This is a genomic window from Halomonas alkalisoli (assembly GCF_021412585.1).
In the GTDB taxonomy this organism is placed as follows: Bacteria; Pseudomonadota; Gammaproteobacteria; order Pseudomonadales; family Halomonadaceae; genus Halomonas; species Halomonas alkalisoli.
Window position 1 is genome coordinate 1 of record NZ_JAKCMI010000001.1, and the last position, 26307, is coordinate 26307.

A 26307-nucleotide genomic window follows, 5' to 3' on the forward strand; every position below is an offset into this window, starting at 1 on the left:
CCGGTCTTGTCCAGGGCGATGACCGTGGCGTCACGCAGCGACTGGAGCGCTTCGCCCTTGCGGAACAGTACGCCCATTTTCGCGGCCTTGCCGGTACCCACCATGATAGAGGTAGGGGTGGCCAGGCCCATGGCGCAGGGGCAGGCGATGATCAGTACTGCCACGCCGTTGGCCAGGGCGAAGTTCAGCGCCGGGGCCGGCCCGAAGATCAACCAGACGGCGATGGTGGCCAGGGCCACGGCGATTACCGCCGGCACGAAGTAGTTGGTGACCTTGTCCACCAGGGCCTGGATCGGCAGCTTCGAGCCCTGGGCCTGTTCCACCATGCGCACGATCTGAGCCAGCAGGGTGTCGGCACCGACCTTGGTGGCCCGGAAGGTGAAACTGCCCACCTTGTTGATGGTACCGCCCACTACCTCGGCACCGGCCTCCTTGCGCACGGGGACGGGCTCGCCGGTGATCATGGACTCATCCACGAAGGAGCTGCCGTCGGTGACCTGGCCGTCCACCGGGATCTTCTCGCCGGGGCGTACCAGCACCATATCGTTCTGACGCACTTCCTCGATGGCGATCTCCATTTCCTCGCCGCCACGAACGACGCGGGCCGTCTTGGCCTGGAGCTTCATCAGCGCCTTGATGGCTTCGCTGGTGCGGCCCTTGGCGATGGCTTCGAAATAGCGGCCGACGAGTATCAGCGTGATGATCACGGCCGAGGCCTCGAAGTAGACATTCACCGTACCGGCCGGCAGTACCTGGGGGACGAAGGTGGCCACCACCGAGTAGCCCCAGGCGGCAGAGGTGCCGAGCATCACCAGGGAGTTCATGTCCGGGCCGCCACGCATCAACGCCGGCCAGCCCTTCTGGTAGAAGCGCAGGCCGGGGCCGAACTGCACCACCGAGGCCAGGACGAAGAACAGATAGAACAGGTTCTGCTGGCCCACGGTCATATGCAGCCAGTGATGGAGCATGGGGATGAAGTGCGAGCCCATGTCCAGCACGAAGATGGGCAGGGTGAACATGGCCGCCACTGTCACTGCACGTTTCAGCTCGGAGATTTCTCGCTCGCGGGCCTCGCGCTCACGGTCACTGCGGTCCGGTGCGTCGCTGGCGGCCTCGGCGTCGTAGCCCGCCGCCTTCACGGCCTCGATCAGGCGCTGCGGGGTCACGGCCTCGGCCACCACTCTCAGGGTGGCCGTCGATGTGGCGAGGTTGACGCTGGCATCCAGGACACCGGGTACGTCGGCGAGCTTGCGCTCCACGCGGCCGACGCAGGAGGCACAGCTCATGCCCTTGATGCGCAGCTCGAGGGTGTCGGTAATGGCGGGGTAGCCGGCGCTATCCACCGCTTTTACGACACCGGCGAGGTCCGCGTGGTCGGCAGCGAATGTCACCTGGGCGCGCTGAGTGGCCAGGTTGACGGAGGCGTCGGTGACCCCCGCCACGCCACGGATCGCCTTCTCGACCCGGCCGACGCAGGAGGCACAGCTCATGCCTTCGATGCCCAGGGAGTAGGAGGCGCTGGTGGCAGGAGCCTTCTGGGTGGTCGCCCCTGTCGAGCTGACTTGGTTGCGTTGCATGATCTGGCTTCCTCTCATGTGCCGCAGTTGCTAGAGTGGTAACCATAGACCTTCCCATCGTTGGAAGGTCAAGCCATGATATGAGCAATGGCGGTGTCACACGGCAGGACTTGATACAGAAGAGCTTGATACAGAAGGCCTTGATACAGAAAAGCAGGAGAAAGCGGATGAATATCGGAGAAGCGGCAAAGGCGTCTGGCATCTCGGGGAAGATGATTCGCTATTACGAGAGCATTGGCCTTATCCCCTCGGTTGGCCGGACCGAGGCAGGCTATCGAACCTTCAGCGACAAGGACATTCATACGCTGCGCTTTATCGCGCGGGCACGAAGCCTCGGGTTTTCCGTGGAGCAGATGTCGAACCTGCTCGCCCTGTGGCGTGATAGCAATCGTGCCAGCTCAGACGTGAAGGCCGTCGCTTACGCCCATATAGAAGAACTGGACAGCAAGATCGAGAAGCTGATCTCCATGCGCCAGACCTTGCAGCACCTGGCGGAGCATTGCCAGGGTGACAATCGCCCGAGCTGCCCGATTCTCGGGGATCTGGCTGGAGCGCCCGAATCAGCCGGGACGGCTCCCGCCCAAGTGCGCCCACCGCTGGCATGTGAAGAGGCATAGCGCTGTCGTCCTGTGTGACGCAGCTTATACGCGATCGCTTTTTTAGTTTATCTTCATGGATATTTGAAAAAGTCAGGCCGGCGTGAAACAAGTTCGAGACGCTACTCATTAAAGATGGGTAAAATCCCTGCCGATAACCAAAAAAAGATACCGCTCTGGGCAGGGGGGAGCATGAACAGGACAACTCACTGGTTGACCGCTTTCGCTGCGTCGCTGGTCATGATGAGCAGTGGTGCGGCACAAGCCAATTTCGATTTTCCCACGACACTCGATGATCGCATGGAGCCGGCCTTTTCCCAGCCCGGGTTCCTGCACGCGCTCGATGCCTCGGCGATGCCGGCCGGCCTGGCACCGGATGAGATCTGGGTAAGCGTGGACCTGAAGAGCCGCCTGGTGACGGTCTATCGCGGTGAATATGTGATGAAGCGAATCGAGCACCTGGCCTATGGGGCGGGGGGGGCGGCTCCGCTGCGAGCGAAGGGTAGCTCCATGACGCCGCTGGGCGAGTTCCGGGTGGACCGGATCAACCGCGCCTCCCGCTTCGGGCTCTTCTTCGGGATCGACTATCCCAATGCCGAGGTGGCCTCCGAGGCACTGCGAATCGGCAAGATCACGCCTGAGGAGTACCACTATATCGAGTCCTACCGGGCACGCCATGGCAGGCCACCGCATACCACGGCCCTGGGTGGCCTGATCGGGTTGCATGGGCTGGGCAGCGGCGATCCCGATGTACACCAGCGCTTCGACTGGACCGAGGGGTGCGTAGCCGTCGACAACTACCAGATCCGTGCACTGGACCCTTGGCTCAACATCGGTACCCGGGTCGTGATCCGAGGTTAATCCGGCTGAGGCAACGGGGGGGCAGCGTCGATGCAGAGGCGGTCCCGGCCGAGCCGCTTGGCGCAATAGAGGCTCTCGTCGGCGCGCTGGACCATCTGCCAAGGGTCCTGGTCGTTGCCCTGCAGGTGGCTCAGCCCCAGGCTAAGGGTGTAACGGATCGGGCCGGCATCGGTATTCACCCGATGAGCCCGGTTGGCTTCGAGGATGCGTTCTGCCACGTGCCGGGCTTGCTGGAGGTTTGTCTCGGGCAGCAGTACAACGAACTCTTCACCGCCATAGCGGGCCAGATGATCCTGGGCTCGCAGCGCGGCGCGAGTCACTCTGACGATCTCCTTGAGCACCACGTCTCCCGCCAGGTGGCCTGACTCATCGTTGATCCGCTTGAAGTTATCCACATCCATCAGGATGATGGACAGCGCATGGCGAGCGCGCCGGGAGCGCTGAAATTCCTGCTGCAGCTGCTGCTCGAAGAGGCGTCGATTCCCCGCCCCGGTCAGCCCATCCCGATCGGCCAACTGCTGCAGGGTCGCCTCGGCCTCGCGACGCCGCTGGATCTCCTCCTTGAGGCGTCGGTTGGTGAACAACAGATACCCGGCAAGGCCTGCCACCACGACCACTACGCCCATGAAGGGCAGTAACCAGCGCCAGAGGGTGAGCAGCAGGGTGGTGAGGGTCGGAGGTGCAGGCTGGAACAGGAAGCCCTCCAGCTCATAGCCGTCGATCATGCCCATGGCCAGGTACTGGTCACCGATACTCTGCCAGCGCTGGGGGTTGCTGTAACCGATCTCGATGAGGCTCGGTTGCAGCAGCTCGCGAACCTGTTCGGCCTCATGCAGCAGCAGGTCGCGATCGATATCGCCATGGCGCCTGGGGTAGGCCTCTAGGATCAGGTCGACGGTCTCCTCGACATTTTCAAAGGCATACACCCAGCCCCTGATGGTGGCCTGGCGGAAGGCCGCGACGCGTTCGGGGTGCTGTTCCACCAGGGCCTGGCGCGTGAACAGCAGGTCCCCATAGAAATCGATCCCGTAGTCGGCAGGCCGGATGATCACCGGCACCTCGCCATGCCGTCTGACGGCATAGAGGCCATCGGTCGAGTAGGCCGGCATCAGCTGTGTCCGGCCCGCGTAAAGATCCTGCAGGTTCCAGCTCGGTGCGGCGTTGTTCAGCGACTCGAGGTTGACCCCGGCGGCGAGAAAGGTAGCCAGCGTTTCGGCACTGATACGCTCATCCACTCCCGGCAGCGTGACGCTGATCGGGCGATCACCGACCTCCTCAAGCCGAGAGAAACCGAAGCGCTCCAGGGTCAGGAACACCAACGGCGAGCGCTGCATGATATTGGCCACCACCGTGACCGGCTCGCCGCGGGCACGATGCAGGAGCAGGTCCGAGCGCGACACGCCGAAGTCAGCCCGGCCGGTGACCACCTCCCGCACAGGATCCGCCGCCCGGCCAGGGGTGTGGTACCCGCCATCGCGGATTTCGACGTCCAGCCCGGCTTCCTGGAAGTACCCCTGCGCCTTGGCCGCGTAGTAGCCGGCATACTGGAACTGGTGATACCACAGCAGCTGCAGGCTGACCGGCATCAGAGGCACTTCGTTGGCGAGTAGCGGTCGCGGTGAAGCGAGTAGCGCCATCCCCAAAAGCAGAGCGCCGCACACCCTTAGATGACATCTGCCGGAACGATTGCCCATGGCGCCCTCAAGTGGGTAGATGTCCAACCGAGTGTAACGAGAACGAAACAGAAAGGCAGCCATTTCAGCACCGGTGGGGCGATAACGGGGAGACAGCAAGCGCCCACGGCTGACCTGGCCCCAGCGGGCGTCAGCAGGATATCGAACCGGGCTACCGCTTCCAGGCAGTCGAGGTCTACTGCAGCTCAACCTGAGCCACACCCTGGAGCCGGAGCATGATCGTGCCGCGCGCTCGGATACCGCGGCAGTGCTCAACTATCAGGTCGGGTTCTGAGTCGTTTGAAAGCCGTTTGGGAGAGTTAAAGCCGTTGAATCTCGATGAGGTGGCCGATGATGGGGTAGCCGGCCTTCTTGGCCGCCTTCTCGGCTTCCAGCTGTGCCTCGAGCTTTGAAATGCTGCTGGAATGGTGTTCGAAGACGCTGTCCTGTTCGAGTGCCCTGGTACGCACGGCGAGCCTGACCAGATGACCCGTCTTGTAGGAGCTGGCCGATTGACCTGGGGACCTGGCCTCTCTGTCGGGCGTGGGGCGAGTCGGCCGCTTGCTCTCTTCCTTGGGGTTTTGAAAGGCGCTGATTTGACGGCGCATGGACTCTTCAAATTCCTGTAGTTCTGTCTTCATTGGCTCTCTATATGTCGATAAAGATATGTCGTTAAAATAGTTAAGGCTAAGGACGCGGTGAGTATCAGTTTCGTGATTCGATTAGTGCCAGGAAAACCATTCCAGGAAAAACAGTCATGTATGATTAATCCGGGTGCTGGCCTGTTTTATTATAGCTTCTTGATAGCGGTGACGCGCCCGCACCATGTGCAATCTTCAATATGCCGCCTTCGCGCCAGCTCATGGCAAAAGTGTCGAAGCCATGTCTCGCATCGCCCATCTCGAATTGCCAGAGCGGGCACCGCTCATCGAAGTTCGCTTGAAGAGCCCGTCTATTCAATAACCCAGGTTATGAACAGGGCGCCTTGAGTGGCGAAGAATTCCAAAAAAATCGTCAATCGACCGATAGCTGGCTTTCAGAGGCTCGCGGCGCTTCTAGAGCATATCCAAACCTCAGTTGCCGAACAACCTTAATGGTCGATTTTGCTTTCATCTCGTTACACCGTGCGCTTTCGTGTTCCGCCGCGACGTTGACGGGGCTGCCAAGGCGCGGCGAATGCGCCATGATGGTGGGAGTGCAGCCGTGCTGGAGCCACCGATGCCATTTCCGTTTGCCTTTCCTGGAGGGGCCCTGCCGATGATTTGTCTGGCAGGCGCCCTCATGTCGAGCGCCATTGCCGTGCAGGCCGATACCTGCCCCGCCCCCGGGCAGTGGTGGCAGCCCGAGGGGACGCGCCTGACACCGGATGCCCTCTTCGCCGAGCTGGCCGAGCGCGATGTGGTGCTGCTTGGCGAGCAGCACGACGACGTGGATCATCATCGCTGGCAACTCCACACCCTGGCGGGCCTGCATGGGCGTCGGCCCGATATGGTCATCGCCCTGGAGATGCTGCCGCGAGAGGCGCAGCCGGCGCTCGATGCCTGGGTGGCGGGCGAGCTTGGCGAGCAGGCCTTCATCGACGAGAGTCGCTGGAACACCGCCTGGGGCTTCGATCCGGCGCTCTATTTTCCCATCCTGCACTTCGCCCGGCTCCATCGGGTACCGCTCAAGGCGATCAACGTGACCCCGGAGTTGCGGGGCCGGCTGGTCGAGCAGGGGTGGGAGGCGGTGCCGGAAGCCGAGCGCTTCGGTATCACGGCACCGGCCGAGGCGCCGGCTGCCTATCGCGAGCGACTGGCGGAAGTGTATGCGCAGCATCCGTCCCGTGGCGGCGAGGCGGGGCTCGAACGCTTCATCGAGGCGCAGCTGGTATGGGATCGCGCCATGGCTGACGGACTGGCGGAAGCCGGGAAGGAGGCTGATCTGGTGGTTGGCCTGATCGGCCAGGGACATCTGCAATACGAACATGGTGTGCCGCATCAGCTCACGGATCTCGGCGTCGACAACCACGCGACGCTACTGCCCTGGCCGGTGAATGGAAACGAATGCCAGCTACCGCCGGAAGGCCTTGCCCGGGCGGTCTTTGCCTTGGATGAGACTCGGTACGAGGCAGCCCCCGCCATGCAGCTGGGCGTCTATACCACCCCCCATGAGGCGGGTGTCGAAGTTCACGCCATCCTCGAGGGCTCGGTCGCCGAACAGGCGGGCCTCGAGGCAGGTGACATCATTCTCCAGGCCGCCGGGGAGTCCCTGGCACGTCCCTCCGACCTGACCGGCCTGATACGCCAGCAGCGTCCGGGCACCCTGCTGCCGCTGGTCATTCGTCGAGACGGCGATGAGCGGGAGGTGCTGGCTCGCTTTCCGCCGCGGTCAACGTGAGAGATCGAGGAATGTTGGGTTGCGCCTGGCGAGTGGTAACGGCGCTGCTGCTGGTCTTGTCGCTGGCGCTGCCGGCCCATGGCAGTGAGTCTGCCCAGAGTGAGCGTGAACGCGAGGTGCGGCTGAGCGTCTGGCTGGAGCCGTCATCGCGGCGGATCCAGGGTGAAATGATCGTTCGTCCGTCTCCTCGCATGGGCACCTTCCGGCTCGATCCGGGGCTCGAAATCAGCGAGGCGCTGGTCGATGATAGGGCTTTGTCGCTGGAGGAGAGTGCGGTAGGGCGCTATCGCCTGGCGATGCCACCGAAGGCCGAGTCGGTGACGCTGCGCTGGAGCGGCGTGCTGAACACCGCGAACGGCCGGTCGATGGTGTCCCCGGAAGGCAGCCTGTTGGCGGGTGACGGCGTCTGGTATCCGCAGTTTGCCGAACTGGGGCCCTTTGCGCTGCATATCGAGGTCCAGGTGCCGGATGGCCAGCGGGCGGTGGCCACGGGGTCGCTGCTTGGGGAGCCTCTTGCTGACGAGACGGGCTATCGGGTGCGGCATTACCATCCGCGAACGGCGTCGATAGAGCTTGCCGCGGGGCCATGGCGGGAGCGCCAGCGGACGGTGGGTGGCGTGCGCGTGCGCACCCTGTTCCCCGCCGAGCTGGATGACGACCATGCCGAGACCTATCTCGCTCACTCCGGTCGCTACCTCGCCCAGTTCGGCGAGCGTGTCGGCGACTACCCTTACGACAGCTTCACCATTGCCGCATCGCCGGCGCCGCTGGGGCTGGCCTTTCCCGGCTTCACCCTGCTCGGCGAGCGGGTGATTCCGCTGCCGTTCATACCGCACACCTCGCTGGCGCACGAACTGATGCACGCTTGGTGGGGTGCCGGTGTCCGGGTGGACTACCCCAGCGGCAACTGGTCGGAGGCCTTGACCACCTACCTGGCCGACTATCATCTGGATGAGTTGCGTGGTGAAGCCAGCGACACTCGCCGCCGCTGGCTCGTCGACCTGGCGGCGTTGCCCGACACCTTCGACCAACCGCTGGTGGATTTCCGTGGTGGCCGTGACCCCGCGCTGCGACTGATGGGCTATCAGCACGGTGCGATGCTGTTTCACATGCTGCGACAGCGCATCGGTGACGAGGCGTTCGATGCCGGCCTCAAGCGCTTCGCCGCGAGGCATATGCATGCTACTGCAAGCTGGGATGACCTGGCGGCGGCGTTTTCCGAGGCGGCCGACGAGGACCTGAGAGACTTCCTCGGCGCCTGGCGACACAAGCCGGGGCGACCGGCATTGAGCATGGCGGCGGTTGAGCGCCGTGAAACCGAGACGGGCTGGCAGGTGGAGGGCGTGCTCGACCAGGCGGGCGACCACGCACCCTGGCCGCTTCTGGTGCCGGTGGTGGCAGAGACCCGCAGCGGCCCCGTGCGCCATGATGTCGCGCTCGAGACCCGGCAGGCCAGGTTTTCGCTATCGTATGACGCAGAGCCCCTCTCCCTTACCGTAGACCCTGACCATGACCTGCTGCGCGAGCTCGACCCGGCGCCGTTCATCCTGAGACACGTCGCCCTGCATCCCGAAAGCCGCCTGCTGGTGCTGCCGAAGGCGCTGGAGGCCCAGGGGCGCGAGTGGGTACAGCAGGCCCTGGGCCGGCCCCTGGCCCCGGTGGTTGGCGAACCGTCTCTCGAGGGCGAGGCGCCGCTACTGGTGCTCGGCGACGCCGAGGATGTCGCTACCTGGCTGGCCGAGCAGGCGTTGCCCGAGCCGTCGACGGCCCTGGCAGCACGGGGTGAGGCGCGGATGTGGACGCTGCCGGAAAGCCGGGTGGTGGTCGTGAGTGCCGCTGAACCTGGCCAGCTGCGACGGCTGGTGGCGTCACTGAGACACCACCAGCATCGCAGCTATCTGGTCCAGGACGCCGAGGGGGATACCCTCGAGGCCGGCACATGGCCGCTGGACGAGGCGGGGCTGCGCGTCGTGTTCTCGTCTTCGCGCTGATGCGGAGCGGGGGGCAGGGGCGCATCGAATGCGTTATCGTACCGCGTGCGCCTTGCCCCTGGCTGGCGCCTGTTTCATTATCGGCATCGCCAATGCGATGTTGCGACCGAGTTCTGGAGGAGTATCTTGGCCATTTCCCGTTTCGCCGATCTGCTGGAGGAGGCGAATCAGCAGCCGGAGCCCCAGCGGCTGCTGTTCGTCTTCACCCGTGCCGAGCTGCCGGACAACCCCACCGCCGAGCAGCGCCAGCGCTTCGAGCAGGGCGAGGGTGGGGTGCTGACCCCGGCGCTATGCGTCGACAAGTCGCCCGAGGAGCTCAGTGACATGGAGGCGCTGGTGGCGGAGTCGCGCAACACCGGCATCGAGTGGGATATCGTGTTCGTGGCCGCGCTGTCCGGCAGCGGTCTGCAGCCACCCTCCGGCGAGGAAGCCGAACGTCATCTGCAACGTATGGTCGAATCGCTCAAGATGGGTAACATAGGGAGCTTCCTGGCGCTGGATCGCCAGGGAGAGGTGGTTTCGTTTCAATAAGTTGCTCGCCAGCTATAGGCGATACTTATCACCACCATGCTTGCATTCAATTTAGCCTATCGGGGCTCAGCGGTTATCATGGGCCTCGTATTCGGACCATCAACCACCGACAAGGAGCATCACTGAATGTCCCTGATCAACACCGAAGTCAAGCCGTTCAAGGCCACCGCTTTCCACAATGGCGAGTTCATCGACGTCACCGAGGAGAGCCTGAAGGGCAAGTGGAACATCTTCTTCTTCTATCCGGCTGACTTCACTTTCGTCTGCCCCACCGAGCTGGGTGACCTGGCGGACAACTACGAAGAGTTCAAGAAGCTGGGTGTCGAGGTCTACGGTGTTTCCACCGATACCCACTTCACCCACAAGGCGTGGCACGACAGCTCCGAGACGATCAACAAGATCCAGTACCCGATGCTGGCCGACCCGACCCTGACCATCTCGCGCAACTTCGAGGTGCTGATCGAGGAAGCCGGTCTGGCCGAGCGTGGCACCTTCGTGATCGACCCGGAAGGCAAGATCCAGATCGTCGAGATCAATGCCGGCAACATCGGCCGTAACGCCGAAGAGCTGCTGCGCAAGGTGAAGGCTGCCCAGTACGTGGCCGCCAATCCGAACGAAGTCTGCCCCGCCAAGTGGAAGGAAGGCGAAGAGACCCTGTCTCCGTCCCTGGACCTGGTCGGCAAGATCTAAACGACGCTTGCCGAACCCGCGGGGCTATCCCCTGACCTCGTGAGTTCCACGCCCGGGCGTGCCCCGCCCGGGCGATTCAAGACCAAGACCCTGACCCGACGTGCGCTGGCCCCTGGCCTCGCAGGGCGTCGAGTCATGCCTGTTTCATGAGCGAGACATGAGGAAGCCGCTGTCATGTTGGACGACAATCTGAAGAGCCAGCTGCAGACGTATTTGCAAAAGGTCACCCAACCGTTCGAGATCGTCGCGTCCCTCGATGACGGCGACAAGTCTCGGGAAATGTTCAAGCTGCTGGAGCAGATCGCCGGCTTGAGCGACAAGATTACCCTGCGCAGCGATGGTCGCGATGCCCGCACGCCGTCGTTCGCCCTGAACCGTCCCGGGGAAGATACCGGCCTGGTGTTCGCCGGGATCCCCATGGGCCACGAGTTCACCTCGCTGGTATTGGCCCTGCTGCAGGTGGGCGGGCACCCGCCCAAGGTCTCCGACGAGGTGATCGAGCAGATCAAGAGCCTCGACGATGAGCTGAGCTTCGAAACCTATTACTCGCTCTCCTGCCAGAACTGCCCCGACGTGGTTCAGGCGCTCAACCTGATGGCGGTGCTCAACCCCAAGGTGCGCCACGTGGCCATCGACGGGGCCCTGTTCCAGGACGAGGTGGAGCAGCGCGAGGTGATGTCGGTACCGAGCATCTACCTCAATGGCGAACCCTTCGACCAGGGCCGCATGAGCCTCGAGCAGATCCTGGCCAAGGTCGACACCGGCGCCGCCAGGCGCGAGGCCGCCAAGCTTAACGAGAAGTCGTCCTACGAGGTGCTGATGGTCGGCGGCGGCCCGGCCGGTGCCGCGGCGGCCATCTATGCCGCACGCAAGGGCATCCGTACGGGGGTTGCCACCGAGCGCTTCGGCGGCCAGGTCCTCGACACCATGGCCATCGAGAACTTCATCTCCGTCTCGGAGACCAACGGCCCCAAGCTGGCCGCCGCGCTGGAGGAGCACGTCAAGCAGTACGACGTGGATATCATGCCGCTGCAGCGGGCCGTCAAGCTGGTGCCGGCCACACAGCCCGGCGGCGAGCATGAGGTGGTGTTCGAGTCGGGCGCGTCGCTCAAGAGCCGCTCGCTGATCCTCGCGACCGGTGCCCGCTGGCGTGAGATGGGCGTGCCCGGCGAGGACGAGTACCGCAACAAGGGGGTGGCCTATTGCCCTCACTGCGATGGGCCGCTGTTCAAGGGCAAGCGCGTGGCGGTGATCGGGGGTGGCAACTCCGGCGTCGAGGCCGCCATCGACCTGGCCGGCCTGGTCGAGCATGTCACCCTGATCGAGTTCATGGACGAGCTGCGTGCCGATGCGGTGCTGCAGAAGAAGCTCGCCAGCCTGGCCAACGTGGACGTGATCAAGGGAGCCAGGACCACCGAGGTCAACGGCGACGGCAAGCGGGTCAACGGCCTCACCTACGAGGAGCGGTCAAGCGGCGAGCTGCGTCGGCTCGACCTGGAGGGCATCTTCGTGCAGATCGGCCTGGTGCCCAACACCGAGTGGCTGACCGATTCGTCGATCGAGCTCTCCCCGCGTGGCGAGATCGTCGTCGACGATCACGGCATGACCTCGGTGCCGGGTATCTTCGCCGCCGGCGACGTCACCACGGTGCCCTACAAGCAGATCGTCATCGCCATGGGCGAAGGTTCCAAGGCGGCACTGGGTGCCTTCGACTACCTGATTCGTCTCTGACGACGAGCTCGGCGCAAGTTGTCCCGCATCGCCCCGCAGGCCCAGCCTGCGGGGCGATTGCGTATGCGGGCAGGTCAAATTCGCGGGTTCGTCCAAATGAGCGGGTGAAAGTGGTGGGTATATGGGCTAATGGTAATACGGGAGGCATCTCCACCGGCCCCCGCATGACCCACCATGGCAAGGATGAACCGCATGAACGACAACAACACGATGGCTCGGCTGATGCCGGTGATACTGCTGACCCTTGGCGCCACTGGATTGGCACAGGCCAGCACTCTGGAGGACGTACGCGACCAGGGCCATGTGCGCTGTGGCGTCAACGCCGCCCAGCCGGGCTTCTCGGCGCTGGATGACGAGGATACCTATCGGGGGCTGGATACCGATGTCTGTCGCGCCATTGCCGCCGCGGTGCTGGGCGATGCCGAGAGCGTGCGCTTCGTGCCGCTGGATTCCGTGGAGCGCTTCACGGCAATCCAGTCGGGAGAGGTCGATGTACTGTCGCGCACCACGACCTGGACATCGAGCCGGGACACCACGATGGGCGTCAACTTCACCGGGGTCAGCTACTACGACGGCCAGGCCTTCATGGTGGCAAGCGACCTGGGTATCAACAGCGCACTGGAGCTGGACGGAGCCGATGTCTGCACCCAGAGCGGTACCACCAGCGAGCTCAACCTGGCGGACTTCTTCCGCGTCAATGACATGAGCTACAACCCCATCGTGTTCGACTCCCCCGAACAGGCGATTGCCGGTTTCGAAGCGGGGCGCTGCGACGTGCTCAGCTCCGACGCCTCCCAGCTCTACTCCCAGCGCATGCAGTTGCCCGATCCCGACAGCGCCATGGTACTGACGGACATCATCTCCAAGGAGCCACTGGGTCCGGCGGTCCGTCAGGGCGACGACCAGTGGTTCAATATCGTCAAGTGGTCGCTGTTCGCCATGATCAACGCCGAGGAGATGGGCATCACCCAGGCCAACGTCGAGGAGATGCTCGATTCCGAGGATCCCGATATCGCGCGTCTGCTGGGGCGTGACGGCAACTACGGCGAGGGCATGGGGCTCGAGGCCGACTGGGCCTATCAGATCATCAGCCAGGTGGGTAACTACGGCGAGATGTTCGACCGCACCGTCGGCGCTGGTTCCGAATTCAAGATCGCCCGAGGCCTCAATGCGCTGTGGACAGATGGGGGCATCCAGTACGCGCCGCCGGTGCGTTGAGGCCGAGTGTGACGGCTAGGCGGTGGCACTGGCAGGGTCTGGCCGTCGAGGGAGATCCTCTTCGGGCGGATCGTTGAATAAGGGTTTCGACTGGACTATCCCTGTGACGGAAGAAACCTTGCTAAGGTGCGTGGCACATGCCTCGGCATGCATCATTCATACGCTACTATTGTTATCGAGGGACCCTCATGCGCAACAACAAGAACAAGTGGCTACTGCTGACATCCGCAGCGGCTTTGACACTGGGTGCCGTTTCCGCGGCGTCTGCCGATACGCTCGACAATACGCGCGAGCGCGGTGCCGTTCAGTGCGGCGTGAGTGACGGCCTGCCGGGCTTCTCCGCACCGGACGACCAGGGCGAGTGGCAGGGGCTCGATGTCGACGTCTGTCGCGCCGTGGCCGCCGCCGTCTTCGGCGACGCCGAGGCGGTGCGCTATATTTCGCTGAACGCCGTCGAGCGCTTCACCGCGCTGCAGTCCGGCGAAGTGGATCTGCTTTCGCGCAACACCACCTGGACCACCACCCGCGACACCACCCTGGGCCTGAACTTCGCCGGCGTGAACTTCTACGACGGTATCGGCTTCATGGTCAATCGCGACCTGGGTGTCTCCAGCTCCACTGAGCTCGACGGCGCGGCGGTCTGCGTGCAGTCCGGCACCACCACCGAGCTGAACGTCGCCGATTACTTCCGTGCCAACGACATGACATTCGATCCCATCGTCTTCGATACCTCCGAGCAGACCGTGGGTGGCTACGAGGCCGGCCGCTGCGACGTGTTGACCTCCGACACCTCCCAGCTGGCGGCCCTGCGCATCCAGCTCTCCGACCCCGACGGTTCGGTGATCCTGCCGGAAGTCATCTCCAAGGAGCCGCTGGGCCCGGTCGTTCGTCAGGGTGACGACCAGTGGTTCAACATCGTCAAGTGGTCGCTGTTCGCCATGCTCAACGCCGAGGAAATGGGCATCACCAGCGACAACGTCGACGAGATGCTCGCCTCCGAGGATCCGGATATTGCCCGCCTGCTGGGCGAGGACGGCAACTATGGCCAGGGCATGGGCCTCGAGGCCGACTGGGCCTACAACATCATCAGCCAGGTGGGTAACTACGGCGAAAGCTACGAGCGCAATGTGGGCATGGACTCCCCGCTGCAGATCGAGCGCGGCATCAATGCCCTGTGGACCCAGGGTGGCATTCAGTACGCACCGCCGATTCGCTGATCGAACCGTCCGGGGCGTCGCTTGATGGCGCCCCGAGCCTTGTTATGCCCCGGCCCGGCTATCCCGGCCCGGGGCTTGATACCTGCTTGACGGATCCAGGCGGAGAGTCCCTTCATGTCCGTTCGACCACAGGCCCATCCAGTGGGCCCAAAACCGCCTTTCTGGCGTGATCGCGCCAAGCGCGCACTGATCTTCCAGGTATTGCTGATTGCTGCAGTGGCTGCCTTCCTGCTCTATATCATCGGTAATACCCAGGCCAACCTGGCCGCTCGCGGCATCACGACCGGCTTCGGTTTCCTGTCCAATACGGCCGGCTTCGGCATCGTCCAGAGCCTGATCGACTACTCCTCCCAGAGCACCTACGGCCGCACCTTCGTGGTAGGACTGCTCAACACCCTGCTGGTGTCGGCGCTGGGGGTGCTGGCGGCCACGATCATCGGCTTCACCGTGGGCATCGCCCGGCTTTCGCCCAACTGGCTGATCGCCCGCCTGGCCAATGCCTACATCGAGATATTCCGCAACATACCGCTGCTGCTGCAGATCTTCTTCTGGTACTTCGCCGTGCTGCGGACCATGCCGAGTGCCCGCGACAGCCTGTCGCTGGGCGAGGTGGTCTTCCTCAACGTGCGTGGTCTCTACCTGCCCGAGCCGCTGTTCGAATCCGGCTTCGGACTGATTCCCCTGACCCTGGGCATTGCCGTGGCAGCGAGCATCGCCCTGGTGGTGTGGAACAAGCGTCGCCACGAGGCCACGGGCAAGCGCTTCCCGGCGGGCTGGATCTCGCTGGGGCTGATACTCGGCCTGCCGCTGCTGGTACTGGTCGCCACCGGCGTGCCGGTGACCTGGGATGTGCCGCAATTGACCGGCTTCAACTTCCGCGGTGGCATCACGATCATTCCCGAGTTCCTGGCCCTGTGGCTGGCCCTGTCGATCTATACCGCGTCTTTCATCGCCGAGATCGTGCGCTCGGGCATCCAGGCGATTTCCCATGGCCAGACCGAGGCCGCCCAGGCGCTCAGCCTGCCGCGCAACCTGGTGTTGCGCCTGGTGGTGGTGCCGCAGGCCATGCGGGTCATCATTCCACCGCTGACCAGCCAGTACCTCAACCTGATCAAGAACTCCTCGCTTGCCACCGCCATCGGCTATCCGGACCTGGTGTCGGTGTTCGCCGGGACCACGCTCAACCAGACGGGGCAGGCGATCGAGGTCATCGCCATGACCATGGCGGTCTACCTGACCATCAGCCTGCTGGTGTCGATGTTCATGAACTGGTTCAACGCCCGCGTGGCGCTGGTGGAACGCTAGGAGAGCGCCATGACAATTCAAGAAAAGATGATCGAGGCGCGCCCCGCACCCAGGAGCACCGTTGGCCCGGTGGCCTGGCTGCGTGCCAACCTCTTCAGCGGACCGGTGAACACGGTATTCACCCTGCTGGGGTTCTACCTGCTCTATATCCTGCTGACGCCGACGATCCAGTGGGCCTTCATCAACGCCGACTGGATCGGCACCAGCCGCGACGACTGCTCCCGGGAGGGCGCCTGCTGGGTCTTCGTCAATGCCCGTCTCGGCCAGTTCATCTATGGGCTCTATCCGGGCAGCGAGATCTGGCGGGTCAACCTGACCTTCGCCATCTTCGCCGGGCTGATCGCCTGGCTGGCGATACCGCGGCTGCCTTTCAAGCGCTGGGTGGCGGTGGCGACGCTGGTGGGCTTTCCGCTGCTGGCCTACTTCCTGCTCTACGGCGGCCACTTTGGCCTGCGCGTGGTGGAGACCCACCGCTGGGGTGGGCTGATGCTGACCCTGGTGCTGGCGGTGGTGGGCATGGTGGGCGCCCTGCCCATCGGCGTCATGCTGGCACTGGGCAGGCGTTCGCAGATGCCCATCGTCAAGAGCTTCTGCGTGGTGTTCATCGAGTTCTGGCGCGGCGTACCGCTGATCACGGTGCTGTTCATGGCCTCGGTGATGTTGCCGCTGTTCATGCCCACTGGGGTCAGCGTCGACCGCCTGATCCGCGCCTTCATCGGTATCACCCTGTTCCAGAGTGCCTATATGGCCGAAGTGATACGGGGTGGCCTGCAGGCGATCCCGCGGGGCCAGGAAGAGGCCGCGGCGGCCCTGGGCATGGGCTACTGGAAGCGCATGGGCCTGATCGTGCTGCCCCAGGCGTTGAAGATGATGATTCCGGGCATCGTCAATACCTTCATCTCGCTGTTCAAGGACACCACCCTGGTCATGATCATCGGGCTCTTCGACCTGCTGGGTATCGTGCAGGCGGCGCTGTCGGATTCCCGCTGGCTGGGCTTTGCCCTGGAAGGCTATGTGTTCGCCGCCTTCATGTTCTGGGTCTTCTGTTTCAGCATGTCGCGCTACAGCCAGTATCTCGAACGGAAGCTGCATACCGGACACCGACGCTGATGAGAGACCGGTTCCATGCTGCGCAGCGCTTCCCAAGAGCACCTTATTGAGAGACAACAACGATGAGTGAACAGGCGACAACTCCCAAGGCCGGCACCGAGACACCCATGGTCGAGATGCGCGGCGTCAACAAGTGGTACGGCGACTTCCACGTGCTCCGCGATATCGACTTCGAGGTCAAGCGTGGCGAGCGTATCGTCATCTGCGGGCCCTCGGGCTCCGGCAAGTCGACGCTGATCCGCTGCATCAACCATCTGGAAGAGCATCAGCAGGGCGAGATCGTGGTCGGGGGTATCCCGCTGACCCAGGACATCAAGCGCATCGAGCAGATTCGTCGCAGCGTGGGCATGGTGTTCCAGCACTTCAATCTCTTCCCGCACCTGACGGTGCTGGAGAACTGCTGTCTCGCCCCCATGTGGGTGCAGAAGAAGCCACGCCGCGAGGCCGAGGCGCTGGCCATGCGCTATCTCGAGCGGGTGCAGATCGCCGAGCAGGCGCGCAAGTATCCGGGGCAGCTCTCGGGGGGCCAGCAGCAGCGGGTCGCCATCGCCCGTTCGCTGTGCATGCACCCGGAGGTGATGCTGTTCGACGAGCCGACCTCCGCGCTCGATCCGGAAATGATCAAGGAGGTGCTCGACGTCATGGTCGAGCTGGCCAACGAGGGCATGACCATGCTCTGCGTGACCCACGAGATGGGTTTCGCCAAGACCGTGGCCGACCGGGTGATCTTCATGGATCAGGGGCAGATCATCGAGGAAAACGCCCCGGAGCCCTTCTTCAACAACCCCCAGTCCGAGCGTACCCAGCTGTTCCTCAGCCAGATACTGGGTCACTGAGGGTGTCGGACCTGCCCGAAGCCGTCACGTCACGCGCTGGCTTCACGGCCTGGGCTCATGGGCCGGGCAGAAGGTCAGCCCATGCCCTGGGGGCGAAATGGCTCGGCGGGACGCGTGATCCGGGCGCTTCCCACCACGCTGGCTTCTGTCTCCAGGTGGCGCGCCTCGCTGGTCCAGGCCGCATCCTCGGCGTGTACCGCAGGCCGGCGTTCGAAGGAGCGTGTCATCACATCGCCAGGTGCGAAGCCGGGCCGGCCTTTCAAGTGATGGGGCAGCAGGCACAGCTCGGCGAGCAGGCGCAGGGTCATGGCGCCCAGCAGCCAGAGGCCGCCACCGACTGCCAGGGCCGGCCAGGCCGTTACCCAGTCGGTTGACGCCAGCACCGGGGTGCGTGGCATCAACCAGAGTGCGGCGGCGGTCAACAGGCCGAGCTGAAGCAGTAGATGGCAGAAAATCAGGGTGCCGCGAGAGAGCGGACGGCGGGGAAACAGGAATTGTTGCATCGGGGATCCTCCCGTAGAGTGCACATCGTGGCACGATGAATCTCGCCGGCCTCCATGCCCGACAATGCAGAATGCTACCTCAGATGATAGCCGGGTGCAGCCGTAGATGCTGGCTATCGTGTCGGTTGGCTCACGGCAGCACAGTCAAACTGGCGGGAGCCAGCGGCTCTCGATCGCGGTGCCGGCGGAGCGGCCGGCCCTCCAGGGCCGTCAGCAGTATCTGCAGCGGATCGCCGTGGCTGACCAGAAGCACCGTTTCCCCGTCCAGTGAATGCTCCAGTGTCTCGATCACTGCCTGCATCCTCTCGGCCACGCTGGCGACGCTCTCCACGCCATGTTCGACGTGCTCGGCGCTGCGTGCATCCAGCGCCCAGACTCGGGGGTATCGGTCGTCCGCCTGGCCTTCAAGGTCGCCGAAGTGCCTTTCCCGCAGGCGAGGCTCGCTCTGCAGCGGCAGCGTGAAATGGGTTGCCACCCGGGCCGCGGTCTCGGTGGTACGCAGGAAATCCGAATGAAGGATCCGCGTGGGTGTCGGCCAGCGCCAGTCGGCGAGCAGGGCGTCGAGCTGGGCGATGCCCTGGGGGGAGAGGCCAAAGGCCGCCAGGCCCCGCTCGGGGGTACTGACGATCAGCCCCTGTGCATTGGCCTGGCTATGGCCGTGTCGCATCAGGAGGTAACGGTTGCGCCGTGGCGTCGTGGCGTTGAGGAATCTGTTTGACATGCTATCGTCATACTACCTAGATTGATCTTTAGTTTCGATAATGATCATCACGCGCGCTCACATGTTCGATTTCGATCAATCATGCGGGCGACCCACTGGCACCCTGCAACGAAAACTCTCTCGAACGTTCCAATAACAACGTACGCAAAGTGAGTCACGCCATGAAAGCATACAGCACCGTAAACAAGCACCCCCTGGCCACGCTGGCCATCTCTTCCCTGCTGCCCCTGGCCATGCTCATGTCGGCCCAGGCCCACGCCGACTGTCCGCGTGGCGACCTGGACGATCTCTACTGCGATGAAGACGGCAACATGGTTGCCGACCGGCCGGCCGATGAGTCCGAGTGGGCCAACCCCGACACGTTGATCTTCGCCTATACCCCGGTGGAAGACCCGGCCATCTACTCCGATATCTGGCAGCCGTTCATCGATCACCTCGAGGAGGTGACCGGGCGCAACGTGCGCTTCTTCGCCGTGCAGTCCAACTCGGCCCAGGTCGAGGCCATGCGCAGCGGGCGGCTGCATATCGCTGGCTTCTCCACCGGGCCGACACCCTTTGCGGTGAACCTGGCCGGCGCGGTGCCGTTCGCCCTGATGGGGTCCGACGACGGCCAGTTCGGCTATACCCTGCAGGTCTACACCCACGTCGATTCCGGTATCGATGACATGGAGGACCTCAAGGGCAAGCGGGTGGCACACACCTCGCCCACCTCCAACTCCGGAAACCTGGCGCCCCGCGCGCTGTTCCCGGAACTCGGTATCGTACCCGACGAGGACTACGAGGTGGTCTATTCCGGCAGCCATGACCAGTCGATGCTTGGCGTCGTTGCCCGTGACTATGACGCCGCGCCGGTGGCCTCCGAGGTGGTCGAGCGCATGGCCGCCCGCGGCCTCTACGACGAGGAGGACGTCAAGATCATCTACGAGTCGGACCGTTTCCCGACCACCTCCTACAACTATGCCCACAACCTGCATCCCGACCTGATCGAGAAGATCGAGGAAGCCTTCTTCTCCTTCGACTTCGTTGGAACCGCCCTGGGCGACGAGTTCGAGGGTGTGGAGAAGTTCATTCCCATCAACTACGAGGAGCATTGGCAGGTGATCCGCACCATCCAGGCGGCCAACAATGTCCGCTACACCCGCGAAGACCTGGACCAGGAGTAAGCCTGACAGACCCGCGGGTCTCCTGTCCGAGACGGTGTGAGCCCCCGGCCTCTGGCCGGGGGTCGGTTTCTGCATAGCGAGGTGGATGAATGCTGGAGATCTCCAAGCTGGTCAAGCGCTACGGGAATGACGAACCGGTGCTGCAAGATCTGGATCTCGTGGTGGAGGGCAGCAGCGTGGTCTCCATCGTTGGCGCATCGGGGGCGGGAAAGAGCACCATGCTGCGCTGTATCAACCGACTGGTGGAGCCGACCTCGGGCTCGATCCGGCTCAACGGCAATGAGCTGGTCAAGCTGAGAGGGGCTGCGCTCCGTCGGGCCCGGCGCAAGATCGGCATGGTGTTCCAGGGTTTCAACCTGATCGACCGCCTGACCGTGATGGAGAACGTGCTGGCGGGCCGGCTCGGCTACGTCAGCCTCTACCAGGCCATCTCGAGGCGTTACCCTCGGGAGGATATCGAACGTGCCTTCACGCTCATGGAGCGGGTAGGCATCGCCCACTACGCCAACAAGCGTGCCGACGAGCTTTCCGGTGGCGAACGTCAGCGGGTCGGCGTCGTGCGGGCGCTGATGCAGGAGCCCGAGATCCTGCTGGCCGACGAGCCGACGGCGTCACTGGATCCGCGGACCTCCGAGCAGATCATGATGCTGCTGCAGAGCCTGGCCAGCGAACTGTCGCTGCCGGTGCTGATCAATATCCATAACGTCGCCCAGGCCAAGGCCTACACCGAGCGCATCGTCGGCCTGCGTCACGGCAAGATGATCTTCGACGGGGCGCCGAGCGATTTCAACAAGGATGCGCTGGACGCCATCTATGGCGGTATCGAGGCACCTGAAGAGGAGCTCGCCGCAGAGCCCGACAAAGCCGAACCGAGGGTGCCTCATGACGAGACCTGACGTATCCGGCACGACGCCGGGGCCCAGAACCTGGCGCAAGCCTTCCTTCATCGCCAATCCGGTCCTTCGCTATGGGCTGTGGCTGGTGGTGCTGGTCTATCTGATCTGGGCCTTCGGCAGCCTGCCGTTCAACTGGGAGCGCATTGCCGAGGGCTTGCCGCGGGCGGCACGGATCTTCGGCAGCGGCTTCCCGCCGAGCTTCGAGCGCGGCGGCCTGCTGCTCACCGGGTTCAAGGAGAGCTTTCAGATCGCCATCCTGGCAACCCTGCTGGGGGTTGCGCTGTCGATTCCCTTCGCGGTGATGGCGGCACGCAACATTGCGCCGCTGCCGATCTACCTGTTCGGCCGTGCGGTGATCATCGTCTCGCGCAGTTTCCATCCGGTGATCGTTGCCATCCTGTTCGTGGCAGCGGTGGGGTTCGGCCCCTTGGCGGGCGTGCTGACCCTGACCCTCTACTCCATCGGCTTCGTCGGCAAGCTGCTGGCGGAGGAGATCGAGGAGATCGACTGGGGTCAGGTCGAGGCGATGAAGGCGACCGGTGCGGGCTATTTCTCGATTCTGGTCTACGCCGTCTTCCCCCAGATCCTGCCGCGCCAGGTGGGGCTTTCCATGTACCAGCTCGACAGCAACCTGCGTGCCTCGGCCGTGGTGGGGATCGTCGGGGCAGGGGGGATCGGCGGCACCCTGATGAATGCCTTCGGACGCTACGACTACGACTTCGCGTTCGCTATCCTGTTGATCATTATCGCTGTGATCCTGGTCAGTGAAGGCATCAGCGGCTGGGTGAGGAAGAAGATATGGTAGATCGAACCGAAGCCCTCGCCGACCGCATCTGGCATCGCTATGATCGCAAGGAGCGCCTGATCCGCTATGCCGTGCTGCTGGTGACCGTGATGGTGGTCTACTGGGCGGTTCGCGATATCGACATCTTCTGGCCCTGGGTGTGGGATGCGCCCAACCAGATCTCGAGTCTCGGTGCGCGGATGTGGCCGCCGGACCCGCGGCGGCTGGAGCAGATCATCGGCGCCATGATCGAGACGGTGCATATCGCAACGCTGGCGACGATGCTGACGATCTTCATCGCCCTGCCGGTCTCCTACATCGCCGCCCAGAACACCACGCCGAACCGCGCCTGCCTGTGGCTGGGGCGCTTCATCCTGGTCTCCAGCCGTTCGGTGAACACCATCATCTGGGCGCTGTTGTTCGTGGCGATCTTCGGCCCCGGGGTGCTGGCGGGGATCCTGGCGATCATGTTCCGTTCCATCGGCTTCATCGGCAAGCTGATGGGCGAGGCGATCGAGGAGATCGACCGCCGCCCGGTGGAGGCCATGGAGGCCACTGGTGCCTCCAAGCTCAAGGTGATCGCCTATGCTGTCGTGCCCCAGGTCATGCCGGCCTTCTTCGCCATCGTCATACTGCGCTGGGACATCAACATCCGCGAGTCCACGGTGCTGGGACTGGTGGGTGCCGGTGGTATCGGGGTCCTGCTTCAGGGTTCCATCGACACCTTCGCCTGGCCCACCGTGGCGACCATCCTGATCGCCATTATCATCCTGGTGCTGTTCGGTGAAGCCATTACCAGCATTCTGCGGCGCAAGGTTATCTAGGGGGGACGCGAGCGGTTTGACCGCGGGGACCCACCTTGCCATGTTGAAGGGGGAGGCGGGGCATCGCCCCATGGCGCGCCCTTCCGTCAATTCGTATCAAGGAGAGGCTATGACAACGTATATCGTGGTGGCCGATGCAGCACGGGCGCGTGTCTTTACACGCGATGCCCTCAAGCTGCAGGAGAAGGAAAGTCTCGTGCACCCGGCAGGGAGGCTGCACGAGGGAGATCTGGTGACCGATGGCGGCGCCGACGTGCACGAATCCAAGGGACCCGGCTCACGCTCCTCTTATCGCGAGGATATCGCCTCCGAGCACGAAGACCAGCTGTTTGCCAAGCAGGTGGCCGAGCGGATCTACCGCGCTCGGGTCGAGAATCTCATGGACAAGCTGATTCTCGTGGCCCCCCCCAAGTTTCTCGGCCTACTGCGTGATGAGCTGGATGCTCCCACCCGCAAGCTGGTCATCCATACCCTCGCCAAGGACCTGAGCAAGTCCGGACTGGAGAACATTCAGGAAGCGGTCAGCGATATGCGCTGATCGTACCGACGCTACGCCTCAAGAGTCGGGCGCCCTTGCCGATATCAAGGAGAGCAGAGCCGCGGTTTGATGCCGCCGAGCTTATCCTTCTTCAGCGAGAGCGCCCATGCATCTCAAGTCGATTCGCCAATTCGTCGTGCTGCTGGCCGGTCCCTGCCTGCTGGCAGTCGTGGCGGCCCTGGTCGTCTATAGCCTGTTCTCCTCCTCTCGTACCCAGCAGACCGTCGAGACACACACACGGGGGCTGCTCGAGGGGGCCATCGATCAGCGCCTGGCGGTGTTGGCGGATGCCGAGGCGGGCCGTATTCAGCGTGAGCTGGAGCATGCCCTGACCCTGGCCACCCAGTTGGCCAGTGCCAACGCCCTGATGGGACAGCGCGACGACAGCGGTCGCGTGGCACTGTCCATGAGCCGTCGCGAACTCTCCAACCTGGTGCGCCAGGCCGTGGTCGGGAATCCTTCGCTGCTCGACGCCTTCATCGGCTGGGAACCCGACGCCTTCGGTCGAGACGACCTGCATGCCGACCTGGGCGAGGCCGAGGGATACGATGGCTCGGGGCGTTTCATGCCCTGGTGGTACCGCACCGACAGTGGCAGCGTGGAAGTGCTGCCACTGGGCGACACCATGGAGAGCGACACCCTGCTGGGCAGCGGTGTCCGCGAAGGTGAATACTATCTCTGCCCACGGGAGACCCTGGCACCCTGCATCATCGACCCGGCCCCCTATGACTATGCCGGCGAAACCTTGATGGTCACCTCCTTCAACGTGCCGATCCTGGTGGATGGCGCCTTTCGCGGCGTTGCCGGCGTCGACCTGTCCCTGGATTTCATTCAGGAGCTGCTGGCAGCCGCCAGTGCCTCGCTCTATGACGGTGCCGGTGAACTGGCCCTGATTGCCGGCCAGGGTGGCCTGGCCGCCTATTCCGCCGATGCCGAACGGCTGGGCATGCCGGCCGCTGACGCACTGGGAGCGGACATCCTGGCCTCGGTGGATCAGGCCCGCGAACAGGGTGTCACGGCCAGTGTGTTTCGCAATGGCATGATCGAGCGTTACCAGCCCTTCACCATCGGCGCGAGCGAGACGCCCTGGGTGCTGATGATCCGCCTGCCCGAGGGGGCGGTGATGGGTGACCTGACGGCCTTGCAGAATCTGCTCGACGATCAACGGCGTACCGACACCCTGGGCATGAGCCTGGTGGGCCTGTTGCTGGCGGCCCTGGGCATGGCGGCGCTGTGGATCGTGGGTGGTCGGGTATCGCGACCGCTGCGCCTGCTCGCCGATCGCATGCGCGGGATCGCCACCGGCAATGGCGACCTCACCCAGCGGCTGCCCGTGAAGGGGCGTGACGAAGGCGCCGAGCTGGCAGCGCAGTTCAACGCCTTCGTCGACAAGGTGCACGACGTGCTGATCGATGTGCGTGACAGCAGCGAATCGGTTCGCCTGGCGGCCAGCGAGATCGCCATGGGCGGCGAGGACCTTTCGCGGCGTACCGAGCAGGCGGCCGCCAGCCTCCAGCAGACCTCCGCTTCCATGGAGGAGATCTCGAGTACCGTCGAACATACCTCTGCCTCGTCACGGGAAGCCAATGCCCTGTCGAAGTCGGCCGCTCAGGTGGCGCAGCAGTCGGGCGAGGCGGTGGGCCAGGTGGTCAGTACCATGGATGAGATCAGCGACGCATCGCGGCAGATCGGCGACATCGTCAAGGTCATCGATGGCATCGCCTTCCAGACCAACCTGCTGGCACTCAATGCCTCCGTCGAGGCGGCGCGGGCCGGCGAGCATGGGCGGGGCTTTGCCGTGGTGGCCGGTGAGGTGCGCCAGCTGGCGACTCGCAGCGCCGAGGCGTCGCGGGACATCAGGGGGTTGATCCAGGCCTCCGGCCAGCGGGTGGCCGCCGGCACGGAGCTGGTCGGTCAGGCGGGGGCCACCATGGGCGAGCTGGTCGCCAGCGTAAACCGTGTGGCCAGCATGCTGGGCGAGATCAGCGTGGCCGCCAGTGAACAGAGCGACGGCATCAGCCAGGTCAGCGTGGCCGTGGCGGACCTGGACCGCATGACCCAGCAGAATGCCGCCATGGTCGAGGAGTCGACCACCGCCGCCGAGCGGTTGAGCGACGAGGCGGACCGGCTGGCCGGCGTGATCGGAGGCTTCAAGCTGCGCCAGTGACGGCGTGGCTGGCGGGAGGGGTCAGGGCACCGGCGGCAGGTCGATTTCGTCGCTGCGCTGTATCCCTTCCGTCATCTGGCGGCACAGCCGCAGGAATTCGCGCATGCCGGTGGCGAGGTACTTGTGGCGGTGCCAGATGAAGGCGAATTGCCGGCTCAGGTCCAGCTCCGGCGTGGGGATCGGCACCAGGCTGCCGCGGCGAAAGGCGTCGCGCAGGGCCAGCTTCGAGACGCAGCCGATACCCAGCCCCGACTCCACTGCCCGCTTGATCCCCTCGGTATGCTCCAGCTCCAGCAGGATGTTGAAGCGGCCGCGCCGGTGCCGTGTGGCATGCTCCAGCGTCAGCCGCGTGCCGGAGCCCTGCTCGCGCATGATCCAGTCGGCACGCAGCAGCTTGTCCATGTCCACCTCGCCGACATTGGCCAGCGGATGACGCGGTGAGCAGAAGACGGCCAGCTCGTCCTCCACCCAGGGTTGCATCACCACGTCCTCATGCTGGCAATCACCCTCGATCAGACCCAGATCAAGTTCGTGATGCACGATCCGCTCGATAATGGCACTGGTATTGCGCACCTGCAGCCGTACCCGGCTGTCGGGATGGCGCTGCATGAAATCGCTGATCAGCAGCGTGGCAAGGTAGTTGCCGATCGTCAGCGTTGCCCCCACGTCCAGCGAGCCGACGCCGCGCTGGCCGCGCAGCAGTTCCTCGATTTCCTCGGCCCGGTCGAGCAGGGCCACGGCCTTGGGCAGCAGTTGGAAGCCCAGTGCATTGAGCTTCAGGCGCTTGCCGATACGGTCGAGCAGCTGGCAATCGAACTGCCGCTCGAGCTCCGAGAGAGCCGTGCTGGCCGCCGACTGAGATAGCGACAGTACCCTGGCGGCGTGGGAGACGCTCTCGTGCTGGGCGACGGCGACGAACACTTCCAGTTGGCGCAGGGTGTAGCGCATGGCATCTCTCCAGGTAGTGGCATATTCACATTATAGATATGCTTTATC

Annotated in this window: 24 protein-coding genes; 18 read left to right on the forward strand and 6 right to left on the reverse strand. The window is 64.0% G+C overall.

What is annotated here, in order from left to right; translation table 11 throughout:
- Positions 1-1577: heavy metal translocating P-type ATPase (locus LY622_RS00005; protein ID WP_305038550.1), on the reverse strand; the 1577-nt coding region annotated here is incomplete at its 3' end.
- Between the two features lie 167 nt (positions 1578-1744).
- On the opposite strand from LY622_RS00005, the gene cueR reads away from it, so the two are divergent.
- Both cueR and LY622_RS00015 read left to right on the forward strand, forming a co-directional pair.
- On the forward strand, positions 1745-2194 hold the full coding sequence (gene cueR / locus LY622_RS00010; RefSeq protein WP_234289007.1) for a Cu(I)-responsive transcriptional regulator: 450 nt from the start codon (positions 1745-1747) through the stop codon (positions 2192-2194).
- A gap of 171 nt (positions 2195-2365) precedes the next feature.
- Complete coding sequence (locus LY622_RS00015; RefSeq protein ID WP_234289008.1) at positions 2366-3034, forward strand: L,D-transpeptidase; 669 nt, start codon at positions 2366-2368, stop codon at positions 3032-3034.
- Here LY622_RS00015 and LY622_RS00020 read toward each other — a convergent pair.
- Both LY622_RS00020 and LY622_RS00025 read right to left on the reverse strand, forming a co-directional pair.
- Entirely contained in the window at positions 3031-4620 is a 1590-nt protein-coding gene (locus tag LY622_RS00020) for a GGDEF domain-containing protein (protein WP_234289009.1), read from the reverse strand. The genes LY622_RS00015 and LY622_RS00020 overlap by 4 nt on opposite strands.
- A 407-nt stretch (positions 4621-5027) precedes the next feature.
- The gene (locus LY622_RS00025) at positions 5028-5315 is read right to left on the reverse strand and encodes a hypothetical protein (protein ID WP_147273045.1); all 288 of its coding nucleotides are present in this window, start codon (positions 5313-5315) and stop codon (positions 5028-5030) included.
- A 673-nt stretch (positions 5316-5988) separates the two neighbouring features.
- Between LY622_RS00025 and LY622_RS00030 the strand changes: the two genes are divergently transcribed.
- The 10 genes from LY622_RS00030 (at position 5989) to LY622_RS00075 (ending at position 17715) form a co-directional block, all read left to right on the forward strand.
- Positions 5989-7086: a ChaN family lipoprotein gene (locus LY622_RS00030; RefSeq protein WP_234289010.1), complete on the forward strand. Its 1098-nt coding sequence runs from the start codon at positions 5989-5991 to the stop codon at positions 7084-7086.
- Positions 7087-7097: 11 nt separating this feature from the next.
- Positions 7098-9077 (forward strand): M1 family metallopeptidase, encoded by a 1980-nt coding sequence (locus LY622_RS00035; RefSeq protein ID WP_234289011.1) that lies wholly within the window; start codon positions 7098-7100, stop codon positions 9075-9077.
- A gap of 126 nt (positions 9078-9203) precedes the next feature.
- Entirely contained in the window at positions 9204-9608 is a 405-nt protein-coding gene (locus LY622_RS00040) for a ribonucleotide reductase subunit alpha (protein WP_234289012.1), read from the forward strand.
- 126 nt (positions 9609-9734) lie between these two features.
- Positions 9735-10298, forward strand: a complete 564-nt coding sequence (ahpC, locus tag LY622_RS00045) for an alkyl hydroperoxide reductase subunit C (protein ID WP_043515649.1) — start codon at positions 9735-9737, stop codon at positions 10296-10298.
- A gap of 174 nt (positions 10299-10472) precedes the next feature.
- Positions 10473-12029 (forward strand): alkyl hydroperoxide reductase subunit F, encoded by a 1557-nt coding sequence (ahpF, locus tag LY622_RS00050; protein ID WP_234289013.1) that lies wholly within the window; start codon positions 10473-10475, stop codon positions 12027-12029.
- Positions 12030-12239: 210 nt separating this feature from the next.
- Positions 12240-13247: an amino acid ABC transporter substrate-binding protein gene (locus LY622_RS00055; RefSeq protein WP_439649569.1), complete on the forward strand. Its 1008-nt coding sequence runs from the start codon at positions 12240-12242 to the stop codon at positions 13245-13247.
- 188 nt (positions 13248-13435) lie between these two features.
- Positions 13436-14464: an amino acid ABC transporter substrate-binding protein gene (locus LY622_RS00060; RefSeq protein WP_234289014.1), complete on the forward strand. Its 1029-nt coding sequence runs from the start codon at positions 13436-13438 to the stop codon at positions 14462-14464.
- Positions 14465-14578: 114 nt separating this feature from the next.
- Complete coding sequence (locus tag LY622_RS00065) at positions 14579-15769, forward strand: amino acid ABC transporter permease (RefSeq protein ID WP_234289015.1); 1191 nt, start codon at positions 14579-14581, stop codon at positions 15767-15769.
- Positions 15770-15778: 9 nt separating this feature from the next.
- Positions 15779-16879 carry an amino acid ABC transporter permease gene (locus LY622_RS00070; RefSeq protein ID WP_234289016.1) on the forward strand — a complete coding sequence of 367 codons (1101 nt, stop codon included), beginning with the start codon at positions 15779-15781 and terminating at the stop codon, positions 16877-16879.
- Positions 16880-16986: 107 nt separating this feature from the next.
- Positions 16987-17715 (forward strand): amino acid ABC transporter ATP-binding protein, encoded by a 729-nt coding sequence (locus LY622_RS00075; protein WP_234280155.1) that lies wholly within the window; start codon positions 16987-16989, stop codon positions 17713-17715.
- Positions 17716-17789: 74 nt separating this feature from the next.
- Here the strand turns inward: LY622_RS00075 and LY622_RS00080 are convergent, their stop codons facing one another.
- Together LY622_RS00080 and LY622_RS00085 are read right to left on the reverse strand one after the other, a co-directional pair.
- On the reverse strand, positions 17790-18218 hold the full coding sequence (locus tag LY622_RS00080) for a hypothetical protein (protein ID WP_234289017.1): 429 nt from the start codon (positions 18216-18218) through the stop codon (positions 17790-17792).
- 130 nt (positions 18219-18348) lie between these two features.
- Entirely contained in the window at positions 18349-18939 is a 591-nt protein-coding gene (locus LY622_RS00085; RefSeq protein ID WP_234289018.1) for a histidine phosphatase family protein, read from the reverse strand.
- Between the two features lie 161 nt (positions 18940-19100).
- Between LY622_RS00085 and phnD the strand changes: the two genes are divergently transcribed.
- The 6 genes from phnD to LY622_RS00115 all read left to right on the forward strand — a co-directional run bounded on the left by phnD (position 19101) and on the right by LY622_RS00115 (position 25311).
- A complete protein-coding gene (phnD, locus tag LY622_RS00090; protein WP_234289019.1) occupies positions 19101-20102 on the forward strand; it encodes a phosphate/phosphite/phosphonate ABC transporter substrate-binding protein in 1002 nt (333 codons plus the stop codon).
- 89 nt (positions 20103-20191) lie between these two features.
- Positions 20192-20998 carry a phosphonate ABC transporter ATP-binding protein gene (phnC, locus tag LY622_RS00095; protein ID WP_234289020.1) on the forward strand — a complete coding sequence of 269 codons (807 nt, stop codon included), beginning with the start codon at positions 20192-20194 and terminating at the stop codon, positions 20996-20998.
- Positions 20985-21803: a phosphonate ABC transporter, permease protein PhnE gene (gene phnE, locus LY622_RS00100; RefSeq protein WP_234289021.1), complete on the forward strand. Its 819-nt coding sequence runs from the start codon at positions 20985-20987 to the stop codon at positions 21801-21803. The genes phnC and phnE (LY622_RS00100) overlap by 14 nt, the downstream gene beginning before the upstream one ends.
- Complete coding sequence (gene phnE, locus LY622_RS00105) at positions 21797-22606, forward strand: phosphonate ABC transporter, permease protein PhnE (RefSeq protein WP_234289022.1); 810 nt, start codon at positions 21797-21799, stop codon at positions 22604-22606. Before phnE (LY622_RS00100) ends, phnE (LY622_RS00105) begins: the two co-directional genes overlap by 7 nt.
- Positions 22607-22715: 109 nt before the next feature.
- A complete protein-coding gene (locus LY622_RS00110; protein ID WP_234289023.1) occupies positions 22716-23144 on the forward strand; it encodes a host attachment protein in 429 nt (142 codons plus the stop codon).
- 106 nt (positions 23145-23250) lie between these two features.
- Positions 23251-25311, forward strand: coding sequence for a methyl-accepting chemotaxis protein (locus LY622_RS00115; RefSeq protein WP_234289024.1), 2061 nt, complete (start codon positions 23251-23253; stop codon positions 25309-25311).
- Between the two features lie 21 nt (positions 25312-25332).
- On the opposite strand, the gene LY622_RS00120 is transcribed toward LY622_RS00115, so the two are convergent.
- Positions 25333-26259, reverse strand: coding sequence for a LysR family transcriptional regulator (locus LY622_RS00120; protein WP_234289025.1), 927 nt, complete (start codon positions 26257-26259; stop codon positions 25333-25335).
- Positions 26260-26307 lie beyond the last annotated feature (48 nt).